This window comes from Nocardioides sp. QY071 (assembly GCF_029961765.1).
Classification (GTDB): Bacteria; Actinomycetota; Actinomycetes; order Propionibacteriales; family Nocardioidaceae; genus Nocardioides.
Genome location: NZ_CP124681.1, coordinates 2,223,487 through 2,242,812, shown reverse-complemented (window position 1 = coordinate 2,242,812; position 19,326 = coordinate 2,223,487). Strand labels below are relative to the sequence as shown.

Below are 19,326 nucleotides of genomic sequence, written 5' to 3'. Positions count from 1 at the left end.
GAAAGGTCCGGACCCGGGCAGAACTAGGCTGGCCCCGTGCTGTACTCGGTCCTTCACACCACGGTCCCGCCCCTCGCCCGCGCCGTGTGGCGGCCGACCATCGAGGGCGTCGCCAACGTGCCGCTGACCGGTGCGGTGCTGTTCGCGAGCAACCACCTCAGCTTCGCCGACAGCGTGGTGATTCCGATCGTCGCACCGCGCAAGGTGGTGTTCCTGGCGAAGGCGGAGTACTTCACCGGGCCCGGCATCAAGGGCCGGCTCAGCAGGGCCTGGTTCGAGGGGCTCGGCATGGTCCCGGTCGACCGCAGCGACACCCGCGCGGCGCTGAACTCGCTCGACGTGGCGCTCGACGTGCTCGGCAAGGGCGAGGCGTTCGGGATCTATCCCGAGGGCACCCGCTCCCGCGACGGGCGGCTCTACCGCGGCCGGACCGGGGTGGCGCAGCTCGCCCTGACGGCCGGCGTACCCGTCGTGCCTGTCGGGCTGACCGGGACCGACCAGCTGCAGCCGGTCGACGCCCGGTTCCCCCGGCGGGCGAAGGTCACCGTGCGGTTCGGGAAGCCACTCGACTTCGCCGGGCGCTTCGAGGGCGTCGCGCCGGGCCGGGCGCGACGGGAGGCGACCGACGAGATCATGGACGCCATCCACGCGCTGACCGGCCAGGAGCTGGCCGGCGCCTACAACGAGCGACCGGTCGACGCCTGAGCTGCGCGCGCCCGCTCCGCCCGCCCACTCCGGAGGGCTGGCGTGTCGCTCTGCCCAGGAGTAAGCAGGGACCTACCGGCGATGCCGGTCGGGCGTCGCCCTGCCCCTGAGAGGAGTGGGTCGTGTACGCACGTTCGAGCACGTTCCACGGCAACCCCGCCAAGATCGACGCGGGCATCAAGTTCGTCGAGGCCGAGGCGGCCCCGACGCTCAGCAAGATGGAGGGCTGTCTCGGGCTGTCGCTGCTGGTCGACCGCGCGACCGGCTACTGCATCGCGACCAGCTCGTGGGAGACCGAGGAGGCGATGACCGCGAGCGACGCGATGCTGCGGCCGATGCGCGACCGAGGCCGCGACGTCCTCGGTGCCTCGATGCAGGTCGACAGCTGGGAGATCGTCGTCATGCACCGCACGCACCACGCAGCGTGCTGCCGGGCCAGCTGGCTCGAGGGCGACCTCGACGCCATGACCGAGACCTTCCGGGTCGCGCTGCTCCCCCGCCTGGAGGAGATGGACGGCTTCTGCAGCGCCAGCCTGCTCGTCGACCGGGCCACCGGCCTCGGCTGCGCGACGACGGCCTGGGAGTCGCACGACGCGATGGTGGCCAGCCGCGCGATGGCCGACGAGATGCGTGAGTGCGCGGCGACGGAGTCCTCCGGCGTCGTCGTCGAGGTGCACGAGTTCGACCTGGCGTACGCGCACCTGCACGTGCCCGAGATGGCCTGAGTCTCCCGGGGTCGGGTGTGTGAGAGTGACCACTGGCTCACCCTCACCCACCCAACTCGCCGAGGCGCTGACTCCCCGCTCTCGGTATCCGCGGGGCGTTCACGGGTACGGCCTCCCTCGGGTCCGGACGTGGACCCGCGCACCCACGGACCCTCGAGGAGCAGGCCATGAGCAAGGACGTCGTCGACCTCATCATGAACGACCACCGGGAGCTCGAGAAGCTCTTCGACACTCTCCTCAACGAGCCGGACAAGAGGGCAGCGCTGGTGCCCGTGATGACCACGCTGCTCACGGCCCACAGCCGGGCCGAGGAGTCCGAGGTCTACCCGGCGGCGAGCGAGGCCGGCGGTGCCGACGACGTCGAGCACAGCCAGAAGGAGCACCTCGAGGCCGACCGGCTCGCCCTCGCACTCTCCGAGACCGACCCGTCGTCGCCGGACTTCCCGACCGCGCTGAAGAAGCTGGTCGACGCGGTCAGCCACCACGTCGAGGAGGAGGAGACGACCGTGCTGCCCGGCATGCGTGAGCACCTGGACGAGGCGCGGCGGGCCGAGCTCGGCGAGGCGTTCCTCGCCGCACGTGAGGAGCACCTCGGCGAGCAGCCGGCCGACATCACGAAGGCCGAGCTCGACCAGCAGGCCGCCAACGCCGGCATCTCCGGCGCCTCGTCGATGAGCAAGGACGAGCTGCAGCAGACCCTCGAGGCCGAGGCGGAGTCGTGAGATGAGGATCGGGTACTTCCTCTCCAGCGAGGAGTACACGCCGAACCAGCTCGTCGAGCAGGCCCTCGCCGCGGAGGACGCCGGGTTCGACGGGCTGTGGATCAGCGACCACATCCAGCCGTGGAACTCCGCCCAGGGCCAGAGCCCGATGGTCTGGCCGATGATCGGGGCGATCGCCCAGGTGACCGCGCTGCCGATCATGACCGCGGTGACTTGCCCCATCGGCCGGCAGAGCCCGCTGCTGGTCGCCCACGCGGCCGCGACCTGCGCGGTGCTCAATCCGGGCTTCCGGCTCGGCGTCGGGACCGGTGAGGCGCTCAACGAGCACCTCACCGGCGAGGTGTGGCCGTCGTTCGACGTACGCATCGAGATGCTGCGCGAGGCGGTCGGCCTGATCCGGTCGCTGTGGACCGGTGAGACGGTCGACCACCGCGGGCAGTGGTTCACCGTGGACGACGCCCGGCTGTGGACGCTGCCCGGGACACCGCCGGAGATCTGGATGTCGGGCTTCGGCGAGAAGGCCACCCGGGTCGCCGCCGAGATCGCGGACGGCTATGTCAACACCGCCCCCGGCGGTGAGCTCCGCGCGCTCTTCAGCGAGGAGTCGGGCGGGCGGCCGACAGCGGCCGGCCTCAAGGTCGCCTTCGCCCCCAGCAGGGAGGAGGGCGTCGAGCACGCCCACCGGCTGTGGTCCAACGCCGGGCTCCCCGGCGAGCTCGCCCAGGTGCTGCCCTCACCCCGCCACTTCGAGCAGGCATCACAGCTGGTGACGAAGGAGGACACCGCCGACAGCCTGGTCGCCGGCTCGGCGGCGGGCGAGCACGTCTCCGCGGTGCGGGCGTACGCCGAGGCAGGGTACGACGAGGTGTACGTCTCCACGGTCGGCCCGTACTACCGGGAGATGATCGAGTTCTACGGCGAGCAGGTGCTGCCCGGGGTGCGGGGCGCCGCCGCTTGACCCCGGTCAGGCGGCGGGCTCGCGCTCCAGGAAGACGATGCCCTCGTCGAGCTGCGGCACGATCTCGGTGCCGACCCTGCGGGCGAGCAGGTCGTCGAGCCGGTCGAGCGGGCCGATCAGGACCCGGCCGCCGGCGCGCGCGACCCGCACCGCGGCATCCACCTTCGGCTGCATCGAGCCCTCGGCGAAGGCCAGCTCGGCGATCGCGTCGGCCGATGCGGTGACGATGTCGCGCTGATCGGGGGTGCCCCAGCCCTCGCTGACGTAGTCGCCGTCGGTGAGCATGATGAGCACGTCGGCGTCGATCTCGGCGGCGAGCGCGGCGCTGGCCTGGTCCTTGTCGACGACGGCCTGGACCCCGACGTGGCGGCCCTTGCTGTCGAGCCGGACCGGTACGCCACCACCGCCGACGCACACGCACAGCGTGCCGCCCTCGAGCAGTCGTCGGATCAGCGGCGCCTGCACGATGGTGAGCGGCTGGGGCGACGGGACGACGCGGCGGAAGGCGTTGCCGTCCTTGGCGATGGTCCAGCGGTACTCCGCCGCGGCCTCGGCTGCGTCGTGCGCCGAGTACTGCGGCCCGATCAGCTTGGTCGGCCGGTCGAAGGCCGGGTCGTCCTCGGAGACGACGGTGGTCGTGATGATGCCGGCGACCTCACGCTCGCCTTGCACCGCGTTGGCGAGCTCCTGCTGGACGACGTACCCGATCATGCCCTGCGTCTCGGCGCCGAGGATGTCGAGCGGGTAGGCCGCGACGTCCTGGTAGGCGAGGTTCTGCAGGGCGAGCAGGCCGACCTGCGGCCCGTTGCCATGGGTGATCACCAGCTCCGTGGTGCGGGCCAGCTCGGCGAGCGCCTGGCACGTCGAGCGGACGTTCGCCCGCAGGTACTCCGCCGTCATCGGCTCACCGCGCCGGGCCAGGGCGTTGCCCCCCAGGGCCACTACGACTCGCATCCACTTCCTCCCGCTCGATCGTCAGTATTGGTATACCATTTCAGTGAATGGTATACCATCCTTGGCGAGATGGAGACCCGACGGAGGAGTCCCGGCGATGGCGACGGCAAGAGAGCAGACGGTGCGTCCCGTCACGGCCGTGAGCGTCGACGCCGCCCTCGTCGCCCGGCTGCCGACCGACCGCCGCTCCGGCACCGTGCACTCCGTGCATACGAGGCTCGTCAACCTGCGCACCCCCGACGGGCTGCTCTGCTGCCTGTCCAGCGACGAGCTCGACGACGCGCCGCGCACCATCCGGGTCGCCGCAGCCGACTGGGCCCGGCTCGACTGGCGCCTCGACGACCCGGTGCGCTTCGGGCCCACCCTCACCCACGAGCCCGACGGCACGACCGTCGTCGTCGCCGGCGCGCCCCGGTGGCAGCCCTCCCCCGCCGGCGACCTGACCGCACTCGGGCCCGACCGGCTCCGGGCCGCGGCCGCCACGATCGAGCGGAACCTGCTCACCCCCACCGGCCGGACGGCGTTCGAGCGGGTCGCGGCCGACGCGCTCGGCCGGCGTACGGCGGAGCTGGCGGATGCGATCCGCGGCGGCGACGACATCGCCGTCACGACCGCGGCGGCCCGGCTGGTCGGCCTCGGCGCCGGACTGACGCCGAGCGGCGACGACGTGCTCACCGGTCTCGCGGTGCTCGCGGCGGCCGACGGCATGCTGCTCGAGCGGATCCGGCCGGCCCTGGCCGACGCTGTCCTCGGCGGCAGCCCGCTCGAGGAGCGCACCACCGAGGTCAGCGCGGCGACCCTGACCGAGGCCGTCGCCGGCCGGGGGCGCCAGCGGATCCACGTCCTCGTCTCCGCCCTCGGCGCGACCGGTACCACCCCGGCCCTGGTCGACGCCGTGCTGCGGGTGCGCGCCATCGGCCACACCTCGGGCGCCGACATCCTCACCGGCCTGCGCCTCGGGCTCGCGCTCGAGGCGGACCTGCGCCAGGCGGACCGCCTCGCGGTTCCGTCACCCATTTACCCGAAGGAGATCTCGTGACCACACCCCCAGCCGACGAGCGGTACCTCGCCGCCGCGGCCGCCGGCGACCTGGACGGCGTACGCGCCGCCCTCGCCGACGGCGCCGACAAGGACGCCCTCGACCGGGAGGAGGCGAGCGCCGTCCTGGCGGCCGCGCGCGGCCGGCACTACGACGTGGTGCGCTTCCTGATCGGCGAGGGGGTCGACATCGACGCGCAGGACCAGACCTGCTTCAACCCGTTCATCCACGGGTGCATCCACGACGACCTCGAGCTCGTGAGGATCATGGTCGAGGCGGGCACCGACCTGAAGCGGCTCACCCGCTTCGGCGGCAACGGCCTCACCCCGGCCGCCGAGAAGGGCCACCTCGAGATCGTGCGCTACCTGCTCGAGAACACGAACATCAACGTCAACCTGACCAACACCCTCGGGTGGACCGCCCTGATCGAGACGATCATCCTCGGCGACGGCGGCCCGGTCCGCCAGCAGACCGCGGAGCTGCTGCTCGAGCACGGCGCCAAGCCCGGCATGACCGACGAGTGGGGCGTCACGCCCCTCGACCTCGCGCGCAAGCGCGGGTTCGACGACCTCGCCGCCGTGATCGAGCGCTACCTCTGAGAGGACCTGAGATGACCAGGTACATCGACATCCGCAAGAACACCTACCTCGACTCGGTCTCGCTCATGTCCATGAGCACCAAGGCGAACGCCGTCGAGGGCGTCACCCAGGCCCTGTTGGGCATGGCCACGCCGATGAACAAGGAGGTCCTCGCCAACGTCGGCGTCCACGACCCCGCCATCGACGCCGCCAGGCCGAGCGACCTGATGATCGTCATCGACGCCGCCGACGACCTCGTCGAGGACGCGATCCAGGCCGTCAACGACATCCTCGCGCGCAAGAGCAGGGGTGCCGGGGACACCGCGGAGGTCCGCTACCGCACGCTCGACGGCGCGTTCTCCGAGGTCCCCGACAGCAACCTCGTGCTGATCTCGGTCAACGGCGCGTTCGCCGCCCGCGAGGCCCGCAAGGCGCTCGTCGCCGGCAAGCACGTGATGATCTTCTCCGACAACGTGTCGGTCGAGGACGAGATCGAGCTCAAGAGCCTGGCCCACGACAAGGGGCTGCTGCTGATGGGTCCCGACTGCGGTACGGCGATCATCAACGGCACCGGCCTCGCGTTCTCGAACGCCGTACGCCGTGGCTCGATCGGCATCGTCGGCGCCTCGGGCACCGGCAGCCAGGAGATCTCGGTCCGGGTGCACGACTTCGGCGGCGGCGTCTCGCAGCTGATCGGCACCGGCGGTCGCGACCTGTCCGCCGAGGTCGGCGGCCTGATGATGGTCGACGCCATCGAGGCCCTCGCAGCCGACCCGGAGACCGAGGTCATCGTGGTCGTCTCCAAGCCCCCGGCCGAGGAGGTCGCCGAGAAGGTGCTCGGCGTCCTCGGCGCGACCGGCAAGCCGGCCGTCGTCTGCTTCCTCGGCTCGCCCCGCACCGAGTCGGGCCACGCCAACGTGCAGCTCGTGTCGGGCACCAAGCCCGCCGCGCTGGCCGCCGTCCTCGCCACCGGCGTCGACGAGTCCACGCTCGACCTGCACGCCCTCAACCTCCCGCTGATCGAGGAGGTCCGCGCCAAGCTGGCTCCCGAGCAGCGCTACGTCCGCGGACTGTTCTGCGGCGGCACCCTGTGCGACGAGGCGATGTTCGCGGCGCTCGCGACGTTCGACAACGTCTACTCGAACATCCAGAAGGACCCGTCGTACGTCCTCGGGGCCGCCGACCCGTCGAAGGAGCACACCTTCCTCGACATGGGCGACGACGACTTCACCGACGGTCGCCCGCACCCGATGATCGACCCGTCGCTGCGCCTGCAGCGCCTGGTCCAGGAGGCCGACGACCCCGAGGTCGGCGTCATCGCGATGGACTTCATCCTCGGCTTCGGCTCCCACGAGGACCCGGTCGGCGTGACCATCCCCGCCATCGAGGAGGCCAAGGCCAAGGCCGCCGCGCGCGGCCAGCACCTGGAGATCCTCGGCTACGTCCTCGGCACGGACCTCGACACCCCGGCGATCGCCGACCAGGTGGCGCAGCTCGAGGCCGCCGGCGTGACCATCGCCTCCTCCTCCACCAACCTCGGCCTGCTGGCCCGCGAATTCGTTGCGAAGGGTGACCACTGATGAGCATCACCAGCCTGTTCTCGACCGGCCTCAAGCCGGTCAACCTCGGTCTCGACATGTTCGCCGAGGACCTCACCGCCCAGGGCGTGGCGCCGGTCCGGATGGACTGGACCCCGCCGGGCGGCGGCGACCCGGAGATCATCGCGGCCCTCGGCCGCCTCGAGCGTCCCGAGCTGGCCGAGAGGATCGACGCCGCCAACGAGGAGGCGGTCAGCCGGGTCCTCGCCGCGCAGCCCTTCCTCGAGGGCTTCGGCCAGGCGATCGACACCGTGCCGGGGATGACCAGGAGGACCATCCTGCACGCCGGTCCGCCGATCAGCTGGGAGCGGATGTCGGGCCCGATGAAGGGTGCCGTCACCGGTGCGCTCGTCTTCGAGGGACTCGCCAAGGACCTCGACGAGGCCGGCGAGCTCGCCGGCTCGGGCGAGATCACCTTCTCCCCCTGCCACGAGCACCAGTCGGTCGGCTCGATGGCCGGTGTCACCAGCGCCAGCATGTGGGTCCACAAGGTCACCAACCGCACCCACGGCAACACCGCGTACACGAACCTGTCCGAGCAGCTCTCCAAGATCCTGCGCTTCGGCGCCAACGACCAGTCGGTCATCGACCGCCTCAACTGGATGCGCGACGTGTTCGGCCCGATCCTCGCCGGCGCGATGGAGCTCAACGAGGGCGGCCTCGACCTGCGCCTGCTCCTGTCCCAGGCCCTGCACATGGGCGACGAGGCCCACAACCGCAACGTGGCCGGTACGACGCTGCTGATCCAGGCGCTCGCGCCGTACATCCTCGAGACGGACTTCACGACCAAGGAGAAGCGCGAGGTCTTCGACTTCGTCGCGTCCTCGGACTACTTCTCCGGCCCGACCTGGATGGTCACCGCCAAGGCCGCGATGGACGCCGCCGCGGGCATCGAGGACTCGACGGTGGTGACGGCCATGTGCCGCAACGGCGTCGACTTCGGCATCCGCGTCTCCGGCACCGGCGACCAGTGGTTCACCGGTCCCGCACAGCAGGTGATCGGCCCGATGTTCGCCGGGTACACCGAGGCCGACTCCGGCCTCGACATGGGCGACTCGGCCATCACCGAGACCTTCGGCATCGGCGGCTTCGCGATGGCCGCAGCGCCCGCGATCGTCGCGCTCGTCGGCGGCACCGTGCAGGAGGCGATGGGCTACTCGAGGACGATGAACGCCATCACCACGACCAACAACCCCAATGTCACCATCCCGGCGCTGGACTTCATGGGCGTGCCGACCGGCATCGACGTCCGCAAGATCATCGAGACCGGCATCCTGCCACTCATCAACACGGCCATCGCCCACAAGGACCCGGGCATCGGCATGATCGGCGCGGGCATCGTGCACCCGCCGCTCGAGGCGTTCCAGCAGGCGATCGTCACGCTCGCCGACACCATCGGTGCCTGAGGGGGATCGGTCGGTACGTCCGCAGGACCGCTACGTCGCGGCCTTCCCGCCGCCGAAGGCGTCGGCCACCGCACGGCCGCGGAACACGCGGTACGCCAGGGGCGAGGGCTCACCGAACGCACCGGCCGGGACCTCGCCGCTGGCGACGACCAGGTTGCCCTCGCGTCGGCCCTTGAGGGTCGCCGGCTCGGCTCCGACCGCGACGTCGCCGAGCGCGCGGACGGCGGCGACGAACGCCCGCACCCGGGGGTACGGCGGCCGGTCGACCAGGTTGGCCACGAACATCCCGTCCGGCGCCAGCACCCGTCCGACCTGCTCCACGAAGCCGGCCGACGTCAGCGACTCGGGCACCCTCCCGCCGGCGAAGGCGTCGAGGACGACCACGTCCTGGGAGCCCTCACGCACCGCGAGGATGCCGGTCTCGCCGTCGACGGGACGCACCTTGATCCCGCTGCGCGGCGGCAGCGGCGCCTCGGCGCGGACCCGCTCGACGACCTCGGTGGCGGGCTCGAGCACGATCTGGGCCGAACGGGGCCGGGTGGCCGCGACGTAGCGCGGCAGGGTCATCGCGGCACCGCCGACGTGCAGCACCCGCAGCGGCCCCGCGGGCATCACGTCGAGGAGGTCGCCGATGCGCCGGACGTAGTCGAAGACCAGGCGGGTCGGGTCGCCGAGGTCGACGGCCGACTGCTGCATGTCGTCCAGGTCGAGGATGTAGAGGTCCCCGCCCACGCTCAGTCCTCGCCGCGCATCTTCGCCCACCGGGCCCGCAGGGCGGGCGCCCGGTGCGCGTTGCCGCGCAGGTCGGCGTACCGCTCGCCGTGGACCCAGAGCAGCGCGTCGTCTAGGCGGCGTACGGCGCCCGGTGGGTAGCGGTAGCCCATCCGCTCGCGCAGCGCGTCCTCGTCGACCGAGCGCAGGGTCTCGCCGAGCGCGGCGAGCGAGGTGATGCCGAGCTCGAGCAGGAGCGCGGAGATCCAGGCGTAGTGGTCGGTGCGCGACCAGCCGGCGTCGGCGTACTGGCCGGCGAGGAAGGCGGCCAGCTCGCGCGGGCTGATCCGCGGGTCGTCCTCGTCGTACGGCTCGTCCTCGCCGGCGGCGGAGCCGACCGGGCCCTGCAGCAGGTCGCGGATGGTGGAGAACTCGCGGTCGGCGAGCTCGAGGAGCCCGGCGGCGAGGGTGAAGCGGCGGTCCAGCTCGAGGACGTGCTCGGGCGGGACGCTGCCCTTGTAGCGGATGTCGTGCTCGAACTCGGCCCAGGCGTGCTGGAGGACGGTGCGGATCTGGATCGCGGCCTGGTGGCCCTGCAGCGGGCCCTCGGAGCCGGGCTCGAGGCCGACCAGCAGGTGGCGGCTGGAGTAGCCGAAACGGCCCTCGCTGGCGGTCTCCTGGCCGAGGTCGCGGTCGTCGTGGACGACGACCTGGTCGTCGAGGAGGTCGACGACGGCCTGCACGTCGCTGTGGACGTAGGTGATCACGCGGACGCCGACCTGGTCGGTGATCTCGTGCAGCGGGTCGGCGTAGAGGGGGCGCCCGTCGACGGTGCGCGCGGCCTTGGCGGCGAACGAGGAGACCGACTTCGTGCGGCCGGTGACGGTCAGGTAGTTGATGCCGGCCTCGTCGAGGATCGAGGTCACCAGCGCCACGAAGCCGTCGGTGACCCCGCGCAGACCGGGCTGCACCTCGGCGTAGCGGCGCACGGCGGAGCCGACGTCGAGCGGAGGCGCGCCACGGCGCGGGCGCGGGGTGGGCTCGAGGTCGGCGGGCAGCGTCGGGGTCACGATGTAGCCGGTCTGCAGGTCGCCGTACGTCGTGGTCTGTTCGGGCCGGCGCTCGGCGAACAGGCCGATGTAGGCGCACACGACGGCGTCTACCTGGTCCTCGACGACGCGCAGCTCGCTCTTGCGGGTCGCCGTCTCGGCAGCGGCACGCAGCTCTTGCCAGGCGGGCAGGACGGCGACGTGCAGGGGCGGCTCGGCGGCAGCCAGCCCCTCGACCAGGCCGATCAGCACGACCAGCTCGGCCCGCAGCTGCTCGAGGTCGCGGCCGGCCTTGTCCTTGTACTTCAGGGTCCGGCCGAGCCGGAACAGCGCGACGGTGGCGGGGTGCGGGTAGACCTCGATGGCCCGGCGCGGGCGGCGCGAGCGCGGGTTGACGTCGAGTCCGAGCCGGGCCGCCACCCGGGCCGCGCGCGGCTGCTCGCGGAACTCCGGCTTGCCCGTGTTGGACGGGTGCGCGCCTGCGTCGAAGCGGGCGAAGTCCTTGTTGAGCGCCGCCTCGGCGGGGCGGTTGCCCGTGGCGTTGGGTACGACGATCGGCGCGTCGATCGCGACCAGGCATTCCCCCTCGACGTACGGCGCCAGCGCGGCGACGATCTCGTCGTCGTCCTGGACCGCGGAGACCGTGACGAGGGTGCCCTCACTGTCGACGACCGCGAGCCCGGTGGGCCTGCGGTCGCCCCAGGCGAGGTCGATGCCGACGAAGTGCATGCGGGCAGGGCTCAGCCGCGGTTGATCGCGACGGCCTCGCGGACCAGCGCGACGAACGCGTCGTCGTCGAGGGCCTCACCCTCGAACACGTCGACCGCGCGGCGGGTGCCGGCGTCCATGCTGGCGTTGAAGATGCCGGTCGGGTCCTCGAGCGATGCGCCCTTGGCGAAGGTGACCTTCACCTTGTCCTTGTAGGTCTCGACGGTCGCGACCAGGCCGTCGGCGCTGAAGGTCGGCACGCCGTCGGGGTTGGAGGCCTTCTTCCACTTGGCCTCCTCCACCACCGCGGGCTCGGCCGCCACGATCAGGGAACGGATCTTCTCGACGGTCTCGGCCCGCCAGTCAGCGCTCATGCGAGGACCCTACCGAGGGTCGAGGAGCCCGACCCGGCCGAGAGGCGCGACACGCAGCAGTCCATGGGGCCGCGCTCGCTGGGTGAACACGAGGTGAACGTGACACCATTCCCCGGTGAACACGGCCCCTGTCGCGCTCTGGCGCCTCCTCGTCGTCGCCAGCGCGACGTGCGGGGTGGTCCTCGCGGCGCGGGAGTACGACGTGTGGTGGACCGCGCTGTCCCAGCTCTCCAACCTCGCCGTCGCCGTGTGCTTCCTCGCCCTGGCCGTCCGGGAGCCCCGCTCCCCCTGGCTGCGCGGCGCGCTGACGACCCTGATGGTGCTGGTCGGCCTGGCCTACGTGCCGATGCAGAACGGCAACCTGTGGCACGCCTGGTCGCTGCTCGAGCACGTCGTGACACCGTCCCTGGTCGTGCTCGACTTCGTCCTGGTCGGTCGCAACCACCACGCGGTGCGCTGGTGGCACCCGCTGACGTGGCTGGTGCCGCCGACGGCGTACCTGCTCTGGTACGTCGGCGACGACCTCGCCGTCTACGCGGCCCTCGACGCGGCGCACCCGGCGCAGTTCGGCCAGCGGATCGGGGTCCTGCTCGGCCTGCTGCTGACGACCGGCTTCGCGCTCTACGCCCTGGGCCGGCGCCGGGTGCCGACCGCGGACCTCACGAACGCCTGAGCGCGCGCGGTCAGCCGGACGCCCTTCATCGAGGCGACGACCACCTCAAGCGGCTCGACCGGGTCGGCGATCTCGAGCGTGACCACCTCGGCACCGTCGTAGGTCATGTCACTGGCGGGGCGCTGGTTGAGCACCGACCAGCCCTGGCCGTTGGCGACCATGGCGCGCACGGTCTCGAAGCCGGAGGTGCGGTGCCGCACGGTGGGGCGCACGCCGACCGAGGCGACCAGGCGCTCGAGGTACTGCCGGCTGTGCGGCAGGTCGAGCAGCACCATCGGCTCGTCGGCGAGCTCCTTCAGCGCGACCTTCTTGCGTCGTGCGAGGCGGTGGTCGCGCGGGAGCAGGACGTACGGCGGTGCGCCGCCGACCCGGACGTGGTCGATGTCGTCGTCCAGGTCGTAGCCGTACATCAGCGCCAGCTCGCACCGACCCGAGCGCAGCGCCTGCTTGAGCGCCGCGTGCTCGTCCTCGACGACCGAGATCCGGATGCCGGGGTGGTCGGCCTCGCAGGCGGCGAGCAGGCGCGGCAGCTCGAACGGGCCCAGCGTGGTGAAGCAGCCGACGGTCAGGTCGCCGGTGAGCGCCTGGCCGGCCGAGCGGGCCACCTCGGCGAGCTCGCTGGTGTGCACGAGGTAGCTGCGCAGCTCGCGCTGGAACGCCTCGCCGGCCGCGGTGAGGGTGAGCCCGCGGGCGTGGTGGCGCAGCAACAGCTGGACGCCGAGCTCCTTCTCGAGCTGCGCGACCGCGGTCGAGACGGCCGACTGGGAGACCATCAGCTCCTTGGAGGCCGCGGTCATGGAGCCGAGCTCCGCCGCCGCGGCGAAGTACCGCAGCTGCGTGAGCGTGAAGCCGACCTCCGCCATGGCGGCCATCCTGCCGTACCTCCCGGTCCCGGTGCTCAGCAGTCGAGGTCGTCGAGGTTGGCGAGCCGCTCGGGCCGGAGCAGGTCGTCGAGCTCGGCGGCGTCGACCCCGCCGGCCAGGGCCAGTTCGCGGACGTCGCCCCGGCCGCCGAGTGCCGCCTTCGCGATCTCGGCCGACGCGGCGTAGCCCAGCAGCGGCGTCAGCGCGGTGGCGAGCCCCGCGTTGCTCGCGGCACTCGCCGCGAGCCGCTCCTCGTCGACGGTGATGCCTTCGACGCACAGCTCGCGCAGCGCGTCGAAGGCGGCCGCGGTCCAGGCGAAGCCCTGGAGCAGGCCGTGGCAGATCACCGGCTCGAAGGCGTTGAGCTGGAGCTGGCCGCCCTCGGCGGCCATGGTGACCGTGGTGTCGGTGCCGATCACCCAGAACGCGACCTGGTTGACCATCTCCGGGATGACCGGGTTGACCTTGCCGGGCATGATGCTCGACCCGGCCTGGCGCGGCGGGAGCCGCAGCTCGCCGAAGCCGGCCTGCGGGCCGGAGGACAGCAGTCGCAGGTCGTTGCAGATCTTCGAGGCCTTGACCACGACCCGCTTGAGCACGCCGGAGACCTGCACGAAGGCACCGGTGTCGCTGGTCGCCTCGACCAGGTCGCCGGCCGCGATGAGCGGTCGGCCGGTGATCTCGGCGAGGTGCGAGAGCGCGCGGCGGCGGTAGTCGGGGTGGGCGGTGATGCCGGTCCCGATCGCGGTGGCGCCGAGATTGACCTCGCACAGCAGCGAGCGGGAGTCGGCGAGCCGGGCCAGCTCCTCGCGCAGGGTGACCGCGAAGGCGCCGAGCTCCTGCCCGACCGTCATCGGTACGGCGTCCTGGAGCTGGGTCCGCCCGACCTTCGGCACCGTGCGGAAGCGGGTCGCGCGGGCGGCGAACGCCTCGGCGAGGGCGGCGGTCGACCGCTCCAGCCGGTCGATCGCCGACAGCAGGGCGATCCGGACGGCCGTCGGGTAGACGTCGTTGGTCGACTGGCAGCGGTTGACGTGGTCGAGCGGGTGCACCTCGTCGTAGGTGCCGCACGGCAGTCCGAGGATCTCGAGCGCCCGGTTGGCGATCACCTCGTTGGCGTTCATGTTGGTCGAGGTGCCGGCGCCGCCCTGGATCACGTCGACGACCAGCTGGTCGTCCAGCGCGCCGGCGCGCAGCTCCTCGGCGGCCGTCTCGATCGCGCCGAAGCGGCGCTCGTCGAGCAGGCCGAGCTCGTGGTTGGCGCGGGCCGCAGCCAGCTTGACCGCACCGAGGGCCGCGACCAGCTCGCGGTGGCGCCCGACCGGCGTACCGCTGATGGGGAAGTTCGTCAGCGCGCGGGCGGTGTGCACGCCCCAGTACGCCGAGGCCGGGACCTCGTGGGGCCCGAGCGAGTCGTGCTCGGTGCGGGTCGTCATCGCTCGGCGCTCCCGGCCACGTCGAGCGCGGTCCAGGCCAGCGCCGTGGCCGCGTCGAGCAGCGCCCTCTCGGCGTCGCCGCCGACGCAGTGCGCGGCGAACTCCGGCTGGTGGTTGAGGGCGGTGCCGGAGTTGATGCCGATGTAGGGGTGGATCGCATTGACGACCTGGGAGACGTTGCCCATGTCGGTGGAGGCACGGTTCATCCGGCGCGCGGGAGAGGTCTCGTCGAAGGTGCGCCCCAGCTCCTGCGCATTGCGCCGGTACGCCGCCAGTGCCGGGGCGAAGGTGCGGAACTCGGCGTACGGCTTGCTCTCAGGGGTGATCTCCAGGCTCGCGCCGGTGGCCAGGGCGCCGGCCTGGAAGCACTTCCAGACCCGGTCCTCGGTCTCGGCGAGCTGGGCCATCGACTCGGCGCGGACGTACCAGCGGCCCTCGGTGCGCGCCGGGATCGCATTGGGCGCCTCTCCCCCGTTGGTCATCACGCCGTGCACGCGCACCGTCGGCGGGAGCTGCTGGCGCAGCATGCCGATCGCGACCTGGGCGATGGTGAAGGCGTCGGCGGCGTTGACGCCCTGCTCGGGGTACGCCGCCGCGTGGGCCGCCTTGCCGCGGTACTCGACATGCGAGTGGGACACCGCGAACGGCTCCGCCTCGGCGACGTCGACCGGCGCGGGGTGGGCCATCATCGCCAGGTCGAGGCCGGCGAAGGCACCGCGCTCGAGCAGCTCGATCTTGCCGCCGCCGCCCTCCTCGGCCGGCGTGCCGTAGACCTCGATGGTCAGCCCGGCCACGTCGGCGAGGGGAGCCAGCGCGCGGGCGGTGCCGACGGTGATCGCGGAGATCAGGTTGTGGCCGCAGGCGTGTCCCAGGCCCGGCAGGGCGTCGTACTCGGCGCACAGGCCGAGCCGGAACGGGCCGCTGCCGATGGTGGCGTGGAAGGCGGTCTCCAGCCCGAGGTAGGCCGGCGTGACGTCGTAGCCGACCTCGGCGAGGGCCTCGGCGACCCAGCGCGAGGAGTCGTGCTCCTCCCAGCCGAGCTCGGGGTGGGCGTGCAGCTGCTCGGAGAGCCGGATCAGGCGCTCGGCGTCGGCGCCGACGGTGGCGGCGGCCCGGTCCTTCATCACTCGTCCCCGGGGACGCCGTACGACGGCGCCGTGGTCGGGTCGAGCCCGCGGGTGACGTAGTCGTCGCGCTGCGGCAGCCAGACGCCGAGCAGCTCGCGGAGCTGTCCGATCGGGTCCTCGCTCCAGTCGACGCGCAGGTCGGTGACCCGCCAGGCGACGTCGCGCACCACCGACAGTCCGGCCGAGCGGACCGGTCCGGCCTCGCCGCCGGCGGCCAGGCCGGCCTCGAGCGCGGACAGCAGCCGCTCCTCGAGCTCGCCGGTGGCGGCGCTGAAGCCGGCGGCGACGGCGTCGACGACCGCGGGGTCGGCGAGGAGGTTCCCGGCGGCGACCACGCTGTCGCCGACGACCTGGTGGTGCACGCCGAGCGAGCCCTCACCGGAGAACGCGGCGCCCTTGCCGTCGAGCCCGAGGACGGTGAGCTGGCGGTGCTGGACGTGCTCGCGGCCGTCGGTGACCTCCGCCAGCGCGGCCTCGGCGTCGAGACCGCTCTCCAGCGCGTCGAGGAGCTCGGTGCCCAGCCGCGGGTCGGTGATGTTCTGCGAGGACGCGCCACCGACGCCGGGGCGCAGGTGGATGCAGCGCGCCGCGACGGCCGGGCTGGAGGAGGTGACGGCGATGCCGACGGCGCCGGTGCCGTCGGTAGCCAGGACGGAGAAGGTCACTCGGAGATCACCGCGATCGCGTCGACCTCGACCAGCCACTCGGGACGGGCGAGGGCGGAGACGACGATGCCGGTCGAGATCGGGTGCACACCCTTGGTCCAGCGGCCGATGGTCCGGTAGACGCTCTCGCGGTAGCGCGGGTCGACGATGTAGATGGTGAGCTTGACCAGGTGCTCCATGCGGGCACCGGCCTCCTCGAGCAGCATCTTGATGTTGGCCATCGCCTGCTCGGTCTGCGCCTCGACGTCGCCGATCCCGACGGACTCGCTGGTGTCGAGGTCCTGGCCGATCTGGCCGCGGACGTACACCGTGTTGCCCGCGACGACGGCCTGGCACAGGTCGTTGTCGAGGTTCTGCTCCGGGTAGGTGACGCTGGTGTTGAACGGACGGATGCGGGTGTGGCCGCCGACGACGATGCTGCTCATGCGCACCAGTCCACCGGACCGCGGGCCATGTGTCCAACAGATCTTTCCGACCCCACTCATCAATGGAACAGATGCAACAGGATCGCCTCCCCGGACATCTGGGAAACGAATGCAGTGGACCAATAAGATCTGTTGGACAGGACCAACGGCGGCGCCCGACGATCGTCCCATGTCCCACCAGGAACCCCAGCAGGTCGAGGTCCTCGTCGTCGGCGCCGGTCAGGCCGGCGTGGCGATGAGTGAGCACCTCAGCGACAACGGCATCCCCCACCTCGTCCTCGAGCGCGAGCGGATCGCCGAGCGCTGGCGCACCATGCGCTGGGACTCGCTGGTCGCCAACGGCCCCGCCTGGCACGACCGCTTCCCCGGCCTGGAGTTCCACGACGTCGACCCCGACGGCTTCGCGACCAAGGACCAGGTCGCGGCCTACTTCGAGGCGTACGCCGAGAAGATCGCCGCCCCGATCCGCACCGGCGTCGAGGTCACCTCGGTGACCCGCAACCAGGGCCGCCCCGGCTTCCGGGTCGAGACGTCCGACGGCGTCGTCGAGGCCCGGTACGTCGTCGCCGCGACCGGCCCGTTCCAGCGGCCGGTCTTCCCGCCGATCGTCCCCGAGGGCCCCGACAGTCCCGTACCGGTGCAGATCCACTCGAGTGACTACCGCAACCCCGCCCAGCTGCCCGAGGGCAACGTCCTGGTGGTCGGCGCCGGCTCGTCCGGCGTCCAGATCGCCGACGAGCTGCAGCGCTCCGGCCGGCAGGTGTACCTCTCGGTCGGCCCGCACGACCGCCCGCCCCGCAGCTACCGCGGCCGCGACTTCTGCTGGTGGCTGGGCGTCCTGGGCCTGTGGGACCTCGAGACCCCAGCCGCCGGTGCCGAGCACGTCACCATCGCCGTCAGCGGCGCCCGTGGCGGCCACACCGTCGACTTCCGCGCACTCGCCGCGCAGGGCATCCAGCTCGTCGGCATGACGGACCGGTACGCCGACGGCGTGCTCACCTTCCGCGAGGACCTGGCTGCCAACATCGCCGCCGGCGACGCCAACCTGCTGGCGCTGCTCGACCGGGCCGACGCCTGGGTGGAGGCCAACGGCATGGACCTGCCCGAGGAGCCGGAGGCTCGCGTGCTCGGCGCCGACCCGGCCAGCGTCACCGACCCCATGCTCGCGCTCGACCTCGCCGAGGCGGGCGTGACCTCGATCGTCTGGGCGACCGGCTTCGCCACCGACTACGCCTGGCTGCCCGACGGCGCCCTCGACGAGACCGGCAAGCCGTCGCACCGGCGCGGCGTCTCGTCCGAGCCCGGCATCTACTTCGTCGGCCTGCCCTGGCTCTCACGTCGCGGGTCGAGCTTCATCTGGGGCGTCTGGCACGACGCCAAGCATGTCGCCGGGCACATCGCGACCCAGCGCAGCTACCTGACCTACGAGGCACCGAGCGCATGAGCGGGCAGCCGCGGACCGCGTTCTACCACGACGAGCGGTGCCTGTGGCACAGCACCGGCGAGGCCGTGCTGTTCCTCCCCGTGGGGGGCTGGCTCCAGCCGCTCGCCACCGGCGGCCACCCCGAGTCGCCCGAGTCCAAGCGCCGGTTCAAGTCGCTGATGGACGTCTCCGGGCTCACCGACCGGCTGGCCGTGCACAGCGCCGAGCCGGTCACCCGTGAGGACCTGCTGCGGGTCCACCCGGCGTCGTACGTCGACAACTTCCGCGAGCTCTCCGCCGGCCGTGGCGGCGAGATCGGCCCCGAGGCGCTGTTCTCGCACGGCGGCTTCGAGATCGCCGCCCTGTCGGCCGGCCTCGCCAAGCGCGCGGTCGCCGACGTCGTCACCGGCCGCTACCGCAACGCCTACGCCCTCTCGCGCCCACCGGGCCACCACTGCCTGCCCGACGAGGGGATGGGCTTCTGCCTGCTCGCCAACATCGCGATCGCGATCGAGGCGGCCAAGGCCGAGCACGGCCTGGGCAGGGTCGCCGTCCTCGACTGGGACGTGCACCACGGCAACGGCACCCAGGCCGTCTACTACGAGCGCGACGACGTGCTGACCGTCTCGATCCACCAGGAGAACTGCTTCCCGGTGGACTCCGGCGGCACCGAGGAGCGCGGCACCGGAGCCGGCGAGGGCTACAACCTCAACGTGCCCCTCCCGCCGGGATCGGGTCACGAGACCTACCTCGCCGCGATGCGCGACATCGTGCTGCCGGCGCTGCGCGCCTTCTCCCCCGACCTGATCGTGATCGCCAGCGGACTCGACGCCAACATGGTCGACCCACTCGCTCGCCAGCTCCTCTACGCCGACAGCTTCCGCCAGATGACCGCCATGGTCATGGACCTGGCCGACGAGGTGTGCGAGGGCCGCGTGGTCGCCGTCCACGAGGGCGGGTACGCCGAGTCCGAGGTCCCCTTCTGCGGCCTGGCCATCGTCGAGACCCTGTCCGGCATCCGCACCGAGGTCGTCGACCCGTTCGAGGAGACCTTCGTCGCCCAGCAGCCGTCCGCACGGACGGTGCGGCACCAGCTGGAGATCGTGGCCGAGCTGGCCGCGGAGCTGCGCGCCCCGGCGGTGGAGTAGTCCCCCAATCGTGGCGATGCCCGGTCGTGCTCCGCAGTG

20 protein-coding genes are annotated in these 19,326 nt (G+C 72.2%); 11 read left to right on the top strand and 9 right to left on the bottom strand.

Annotated elements, in window-relative coordinates:
- The first annotated feature begins 36 nt into the window (after positions 1 to 36).
- From QI633_RS10720 to QI633_RS10705, 4 genes are all read left to right on the top strand, one after another.
- Positions 37 to 705 carry a lysophospholipid acyltransferase family protein gene (locus tag QI633_RS10720; protein WP_260806058.1) on the top strand — a complete coding sequence of 223 codons (669 nt, stop codon included), beginning with the start codon at positions 37 to 39 and terminating at the stop codon, positions 703 to 705.
- 122 nt (positions 706 to 827) lie between these two features.
- The gene (locus QI633_RS10715; protein WP_282428945.1) at positions 828 to 1,430 is read left to right on the top strand and encodes an antibiotic biosynthesis monooxygenase; all 603 of its coding nucleotides are present in this window, start codon (positions 828 to 830) and stop codon (positions 1,428 to 1,430) included.
- A 167-nt stretch (positions 1,431 to 1,597) separates the two neighbouring features.
- Positions 1,598 to 2,152, top strand: a complete 555-nt coding sequence (locus QI633_RS10710) for a hemerythrin domain-containing protein (RefSeq protein ID WP_282428944.1) — start codon at positions 1,598 to 1,600, stop codon at positions 2,150 to 2,152.
- Position 2,153: 1 nt separating this feature from the next.
- Positions 2,154 to 3,110: a TIGR03557 family F420-dependent LLM class oxidoreductase gene (locus QI633_RS10705; protein WP_282428943.1), complete on the top strand. Its 957-nt coding sequence runs from the start codon at positions 2,154 to 2,156 to the stop codon at positions 3,108 to 3,110.
- A 6-nt stretch (positions 3,111 to 3,116) separates the two neighbouring features.
- On the opposite strand, the gene QI633_RS10700 is transcribed toward QI633_RS10705, so the two are convergent.
- Positions 3,117 to 4,064 carry a carbamate kinase gene (locus QI633_RS10700; protein ID WP_282428942.1) on the bottom strand — a complete coding sequence of 316 codons (948 nt, stop codon included), beginning with the start codon at positions 4,062 to 4,064 and terminating at the stop codon, positions 3,117 to 3,119.
- A 97-nt stretch (positions 4,065 to 4,161) separates the two neighbouring features.
- Here QI633_RS10700 and QI633_RS10695 point away from each other — a divergent pair, with 97 nt between their 5' ends.
- Genes QI633_RS10695 through QI633_RS10680 form a run of 4 tightly spaced genes read left to right on the top strand, consistent with a single transcriptional unit; the run spans position 4,162 to position 8,685 of the window.
- Positions 4,162 to 5,103 carry a DUF2877 domain-containing protein gene (locus QI633_RS10695; RefSeq protein ID WP_282428941.1) on the top strand — a complete coding sequence of 314 codons (942 nt, stop codon included), beginning with the start codon at positions 4,162 to 4,164 and terminating at the stop codon, positions 5,101 to 5,103.
- Positions 5,100 to 5,702, top strand: coding sequence for an ankyrin repeat domain-containing protein (locus QI633_RS10690; RefSeq protein WP_282428940.1), 603 nt, complete (start codon positions 5,100 to 5,102; stop codon positions 5,700 to 5,702). The genes QI633_RS10695 and QI633_RS10690 overlap by 4 nt, the downstream gene beginning before the upstream one ends.
- An 11-nt stretch (positions 5,703 to 5,713) precedes the next feature.
- Complete coding sequence (gene fdrA / locus QI633_RS10685) at positions 5,714 to 7,261, top strand: acyl-CoA synthetase FdrA (RefSeq protein WP_282428939.1); 1,548 nt, start codon at positions 5,714 to 5,716, stop codon at positions 7,259 to 7,261.
- Positions 7,261 to 8,685, top strand: coding sequence for a DUF1116 domain-containing protein (locus QI633_RS10680; RefSeq protein WP_282428938.1), 1,425 nt, complete (start codon positions 7,261 to 7,263; stop codon positions 8,683 to 8,685). The genes fdrA and QI633_RS10680 overlap by 1 nt, the downstream gene beginning before the upstream one ends.
- 30 nt (positions 8,686 to 8,715) lie before the next feature.
- Here QI633_RS10680 and QI633_RS10675 read toward each other — a convergent pair whose 3' ends face one another.
- The 3 genes from QI633_RS10675 to QI633_RS10665 are packed head-to-tail and all read right to left on the bottom strand — an operon-like array spanning position 8,716 to position 11,527.
- Positions 8,716 to 9,417, bottom strand: coding sequence for a fused MFS/spermidine synthase (locus QI633_RS10675; protein ID WP_282428937.1), 702 nt, complete (start codon positions 9,415 to 9,417; stop codon positions 8,716 to 8,718).
- A 2-nt stretch (positions 9,418 to 9,419) separates the two neighbouring features.
- Entirely contained in the window at positions 9,420 to 11,174 is a 1,755-nt protein-coding gene (locus QI633_RS10670; RefSeq protein WP_282428936.1) for a DUF429 domain-containing protein, read from the bottom strand.
- An 11-nt stretch (positions 11,175 to 11,185) separates the two neighbouring features.
- Complete coding sequence (locus tag QI633_RS10665; protein ID WP_141799196.1) at positions 11,186 to 11,527, bottom strand: DUF1801 domain-containing protein; 342 nt, start codon at positions 11,525 to 11,527, stop codon at positions 11,186 to 11,188.
- Between the two features lie 115 nt (positions 11,528 to 11,642).
- Between QI633_RS10665 and QI633_RS10660 the strand changes: the two genes are divergently transcribed.
- Positions 11,643 to 12,200 carry a hypothetical protein gene (locus tag QI633_RS10660; protein WP_141799200.1) on the top strand — a complete coding sequence of 186 codons (558 nt, stop codon included), beginning with the start codon at positions 11,643 to 11,645 and terminating at the stop codon, positions 12,198 to 12,200.
- Here QI633_RS10660 and QI633_RS10655 read toward each other — a convergent pair.
- From QI633_RS10655 to QI633_RS10635, 5 genes are read right to left on the bottom strand one after another with little or no spacing between them, the layout of a single operon-like run.
- Complete coding sequence (locus QI633_RS10655; RefSeq protein ID WP_141799201.1) at positions 12,149 to 13,063, bottom strand: LysR family transcriptional regulator; 915 nt, start codon at positions 13,061 to 13,063, stop codon at positions 12,149 to 12,151. The genes QI633_RS10660 and QI633_RS10655 overlap by 52 nt on opposite strands.
- Positions 13,064 to 13,098: 35 nt before the next feature.
- Complete coding sequence (locus QI633_RS10650) at positions 13,099 to 14,499, bottom strand: aspartate ammonia-lyase (protein ID WP_282428935.1); 1,401 nt, start codon at positions 14,497 to 14,499, stop codon at positions 13,099 to 13,101.
- Positions 14,496 to 15,623, bottom strand: coding sequence for a M20 family metallopeptidase (locus tag QI633_RS10645; RefSeq protein ID WP_141799203.1), 1,128 nt, complete (start codon positions 15,621 to 15,623; stop codon positions 14,496 to 14,498). The genes QI633_RS10650 and QI633_RS10645 overlap by 4 nt, the downstream gene beginning before the upstream one ends.
- Positions 15,623 to 16,291, bottom strand: coding sequence for a DUF1028 domain-containing protein (locus QI633_RS10640; RefSeq protein WP_141799204.1), 669 nt, complete (start codon positions 16,289 to 16,291; stop codon positions 15,623 to 15,625). Before QI633_RS10640 ends, QI633_RS10645 begins: the two co-directional genes overlap by 1 nt.
- A complete protein-coding gene (locus QI633_RS10635; protein ID WP_141799205.1) occupies positions 16,288 to 16,716 on the bottom strand; it encodes a RidA family protein in 429 nt (142 codons plus the stop codon). Before QI633_RS10635 ends, QI633_RS10640 begins: the two co-directional genes overlap by 4 nt.
- A 169-nt stretch (positions 16,717 to 16,885) precedes the next feature.
- Between QI633_RS10635 and QI633_RS10630 the strand changes: the two genes are divergently transcribed.
- Together QI633_RS10630 and QI633_RS10625 are read left to right on the top strand one after the other, a co-directional pair.
- A complete protein-coding gene (locus QI633_RS10630) occupies positions 16,886 to 18,160 on the top strand; it encodes an NAD(P)/FAD-dependent oxidoreductase (protein WP_141799206.1) in 1,275 nt (424 codons plus the stop codon).
- Positions 18,157 to 19,287 carry a class II histone deacetylase gene (locus tag QI633_RS10625; protein ID WP_141799207.1) on the top strand — a complete coding sequence of 377 codons (1,131 nt, stop codon included), beginning with the start codon at positions 18,157 to 18,159 and terminating at the stop codon, positions 19,285 to 19,287. Before QI633_RS10630 ends, QI633_RS10625 begins: the two co-directional genes overlap by 4 nt.
- Positions 19,288 to 19,326: the final 39 nt, after the last annotated feature.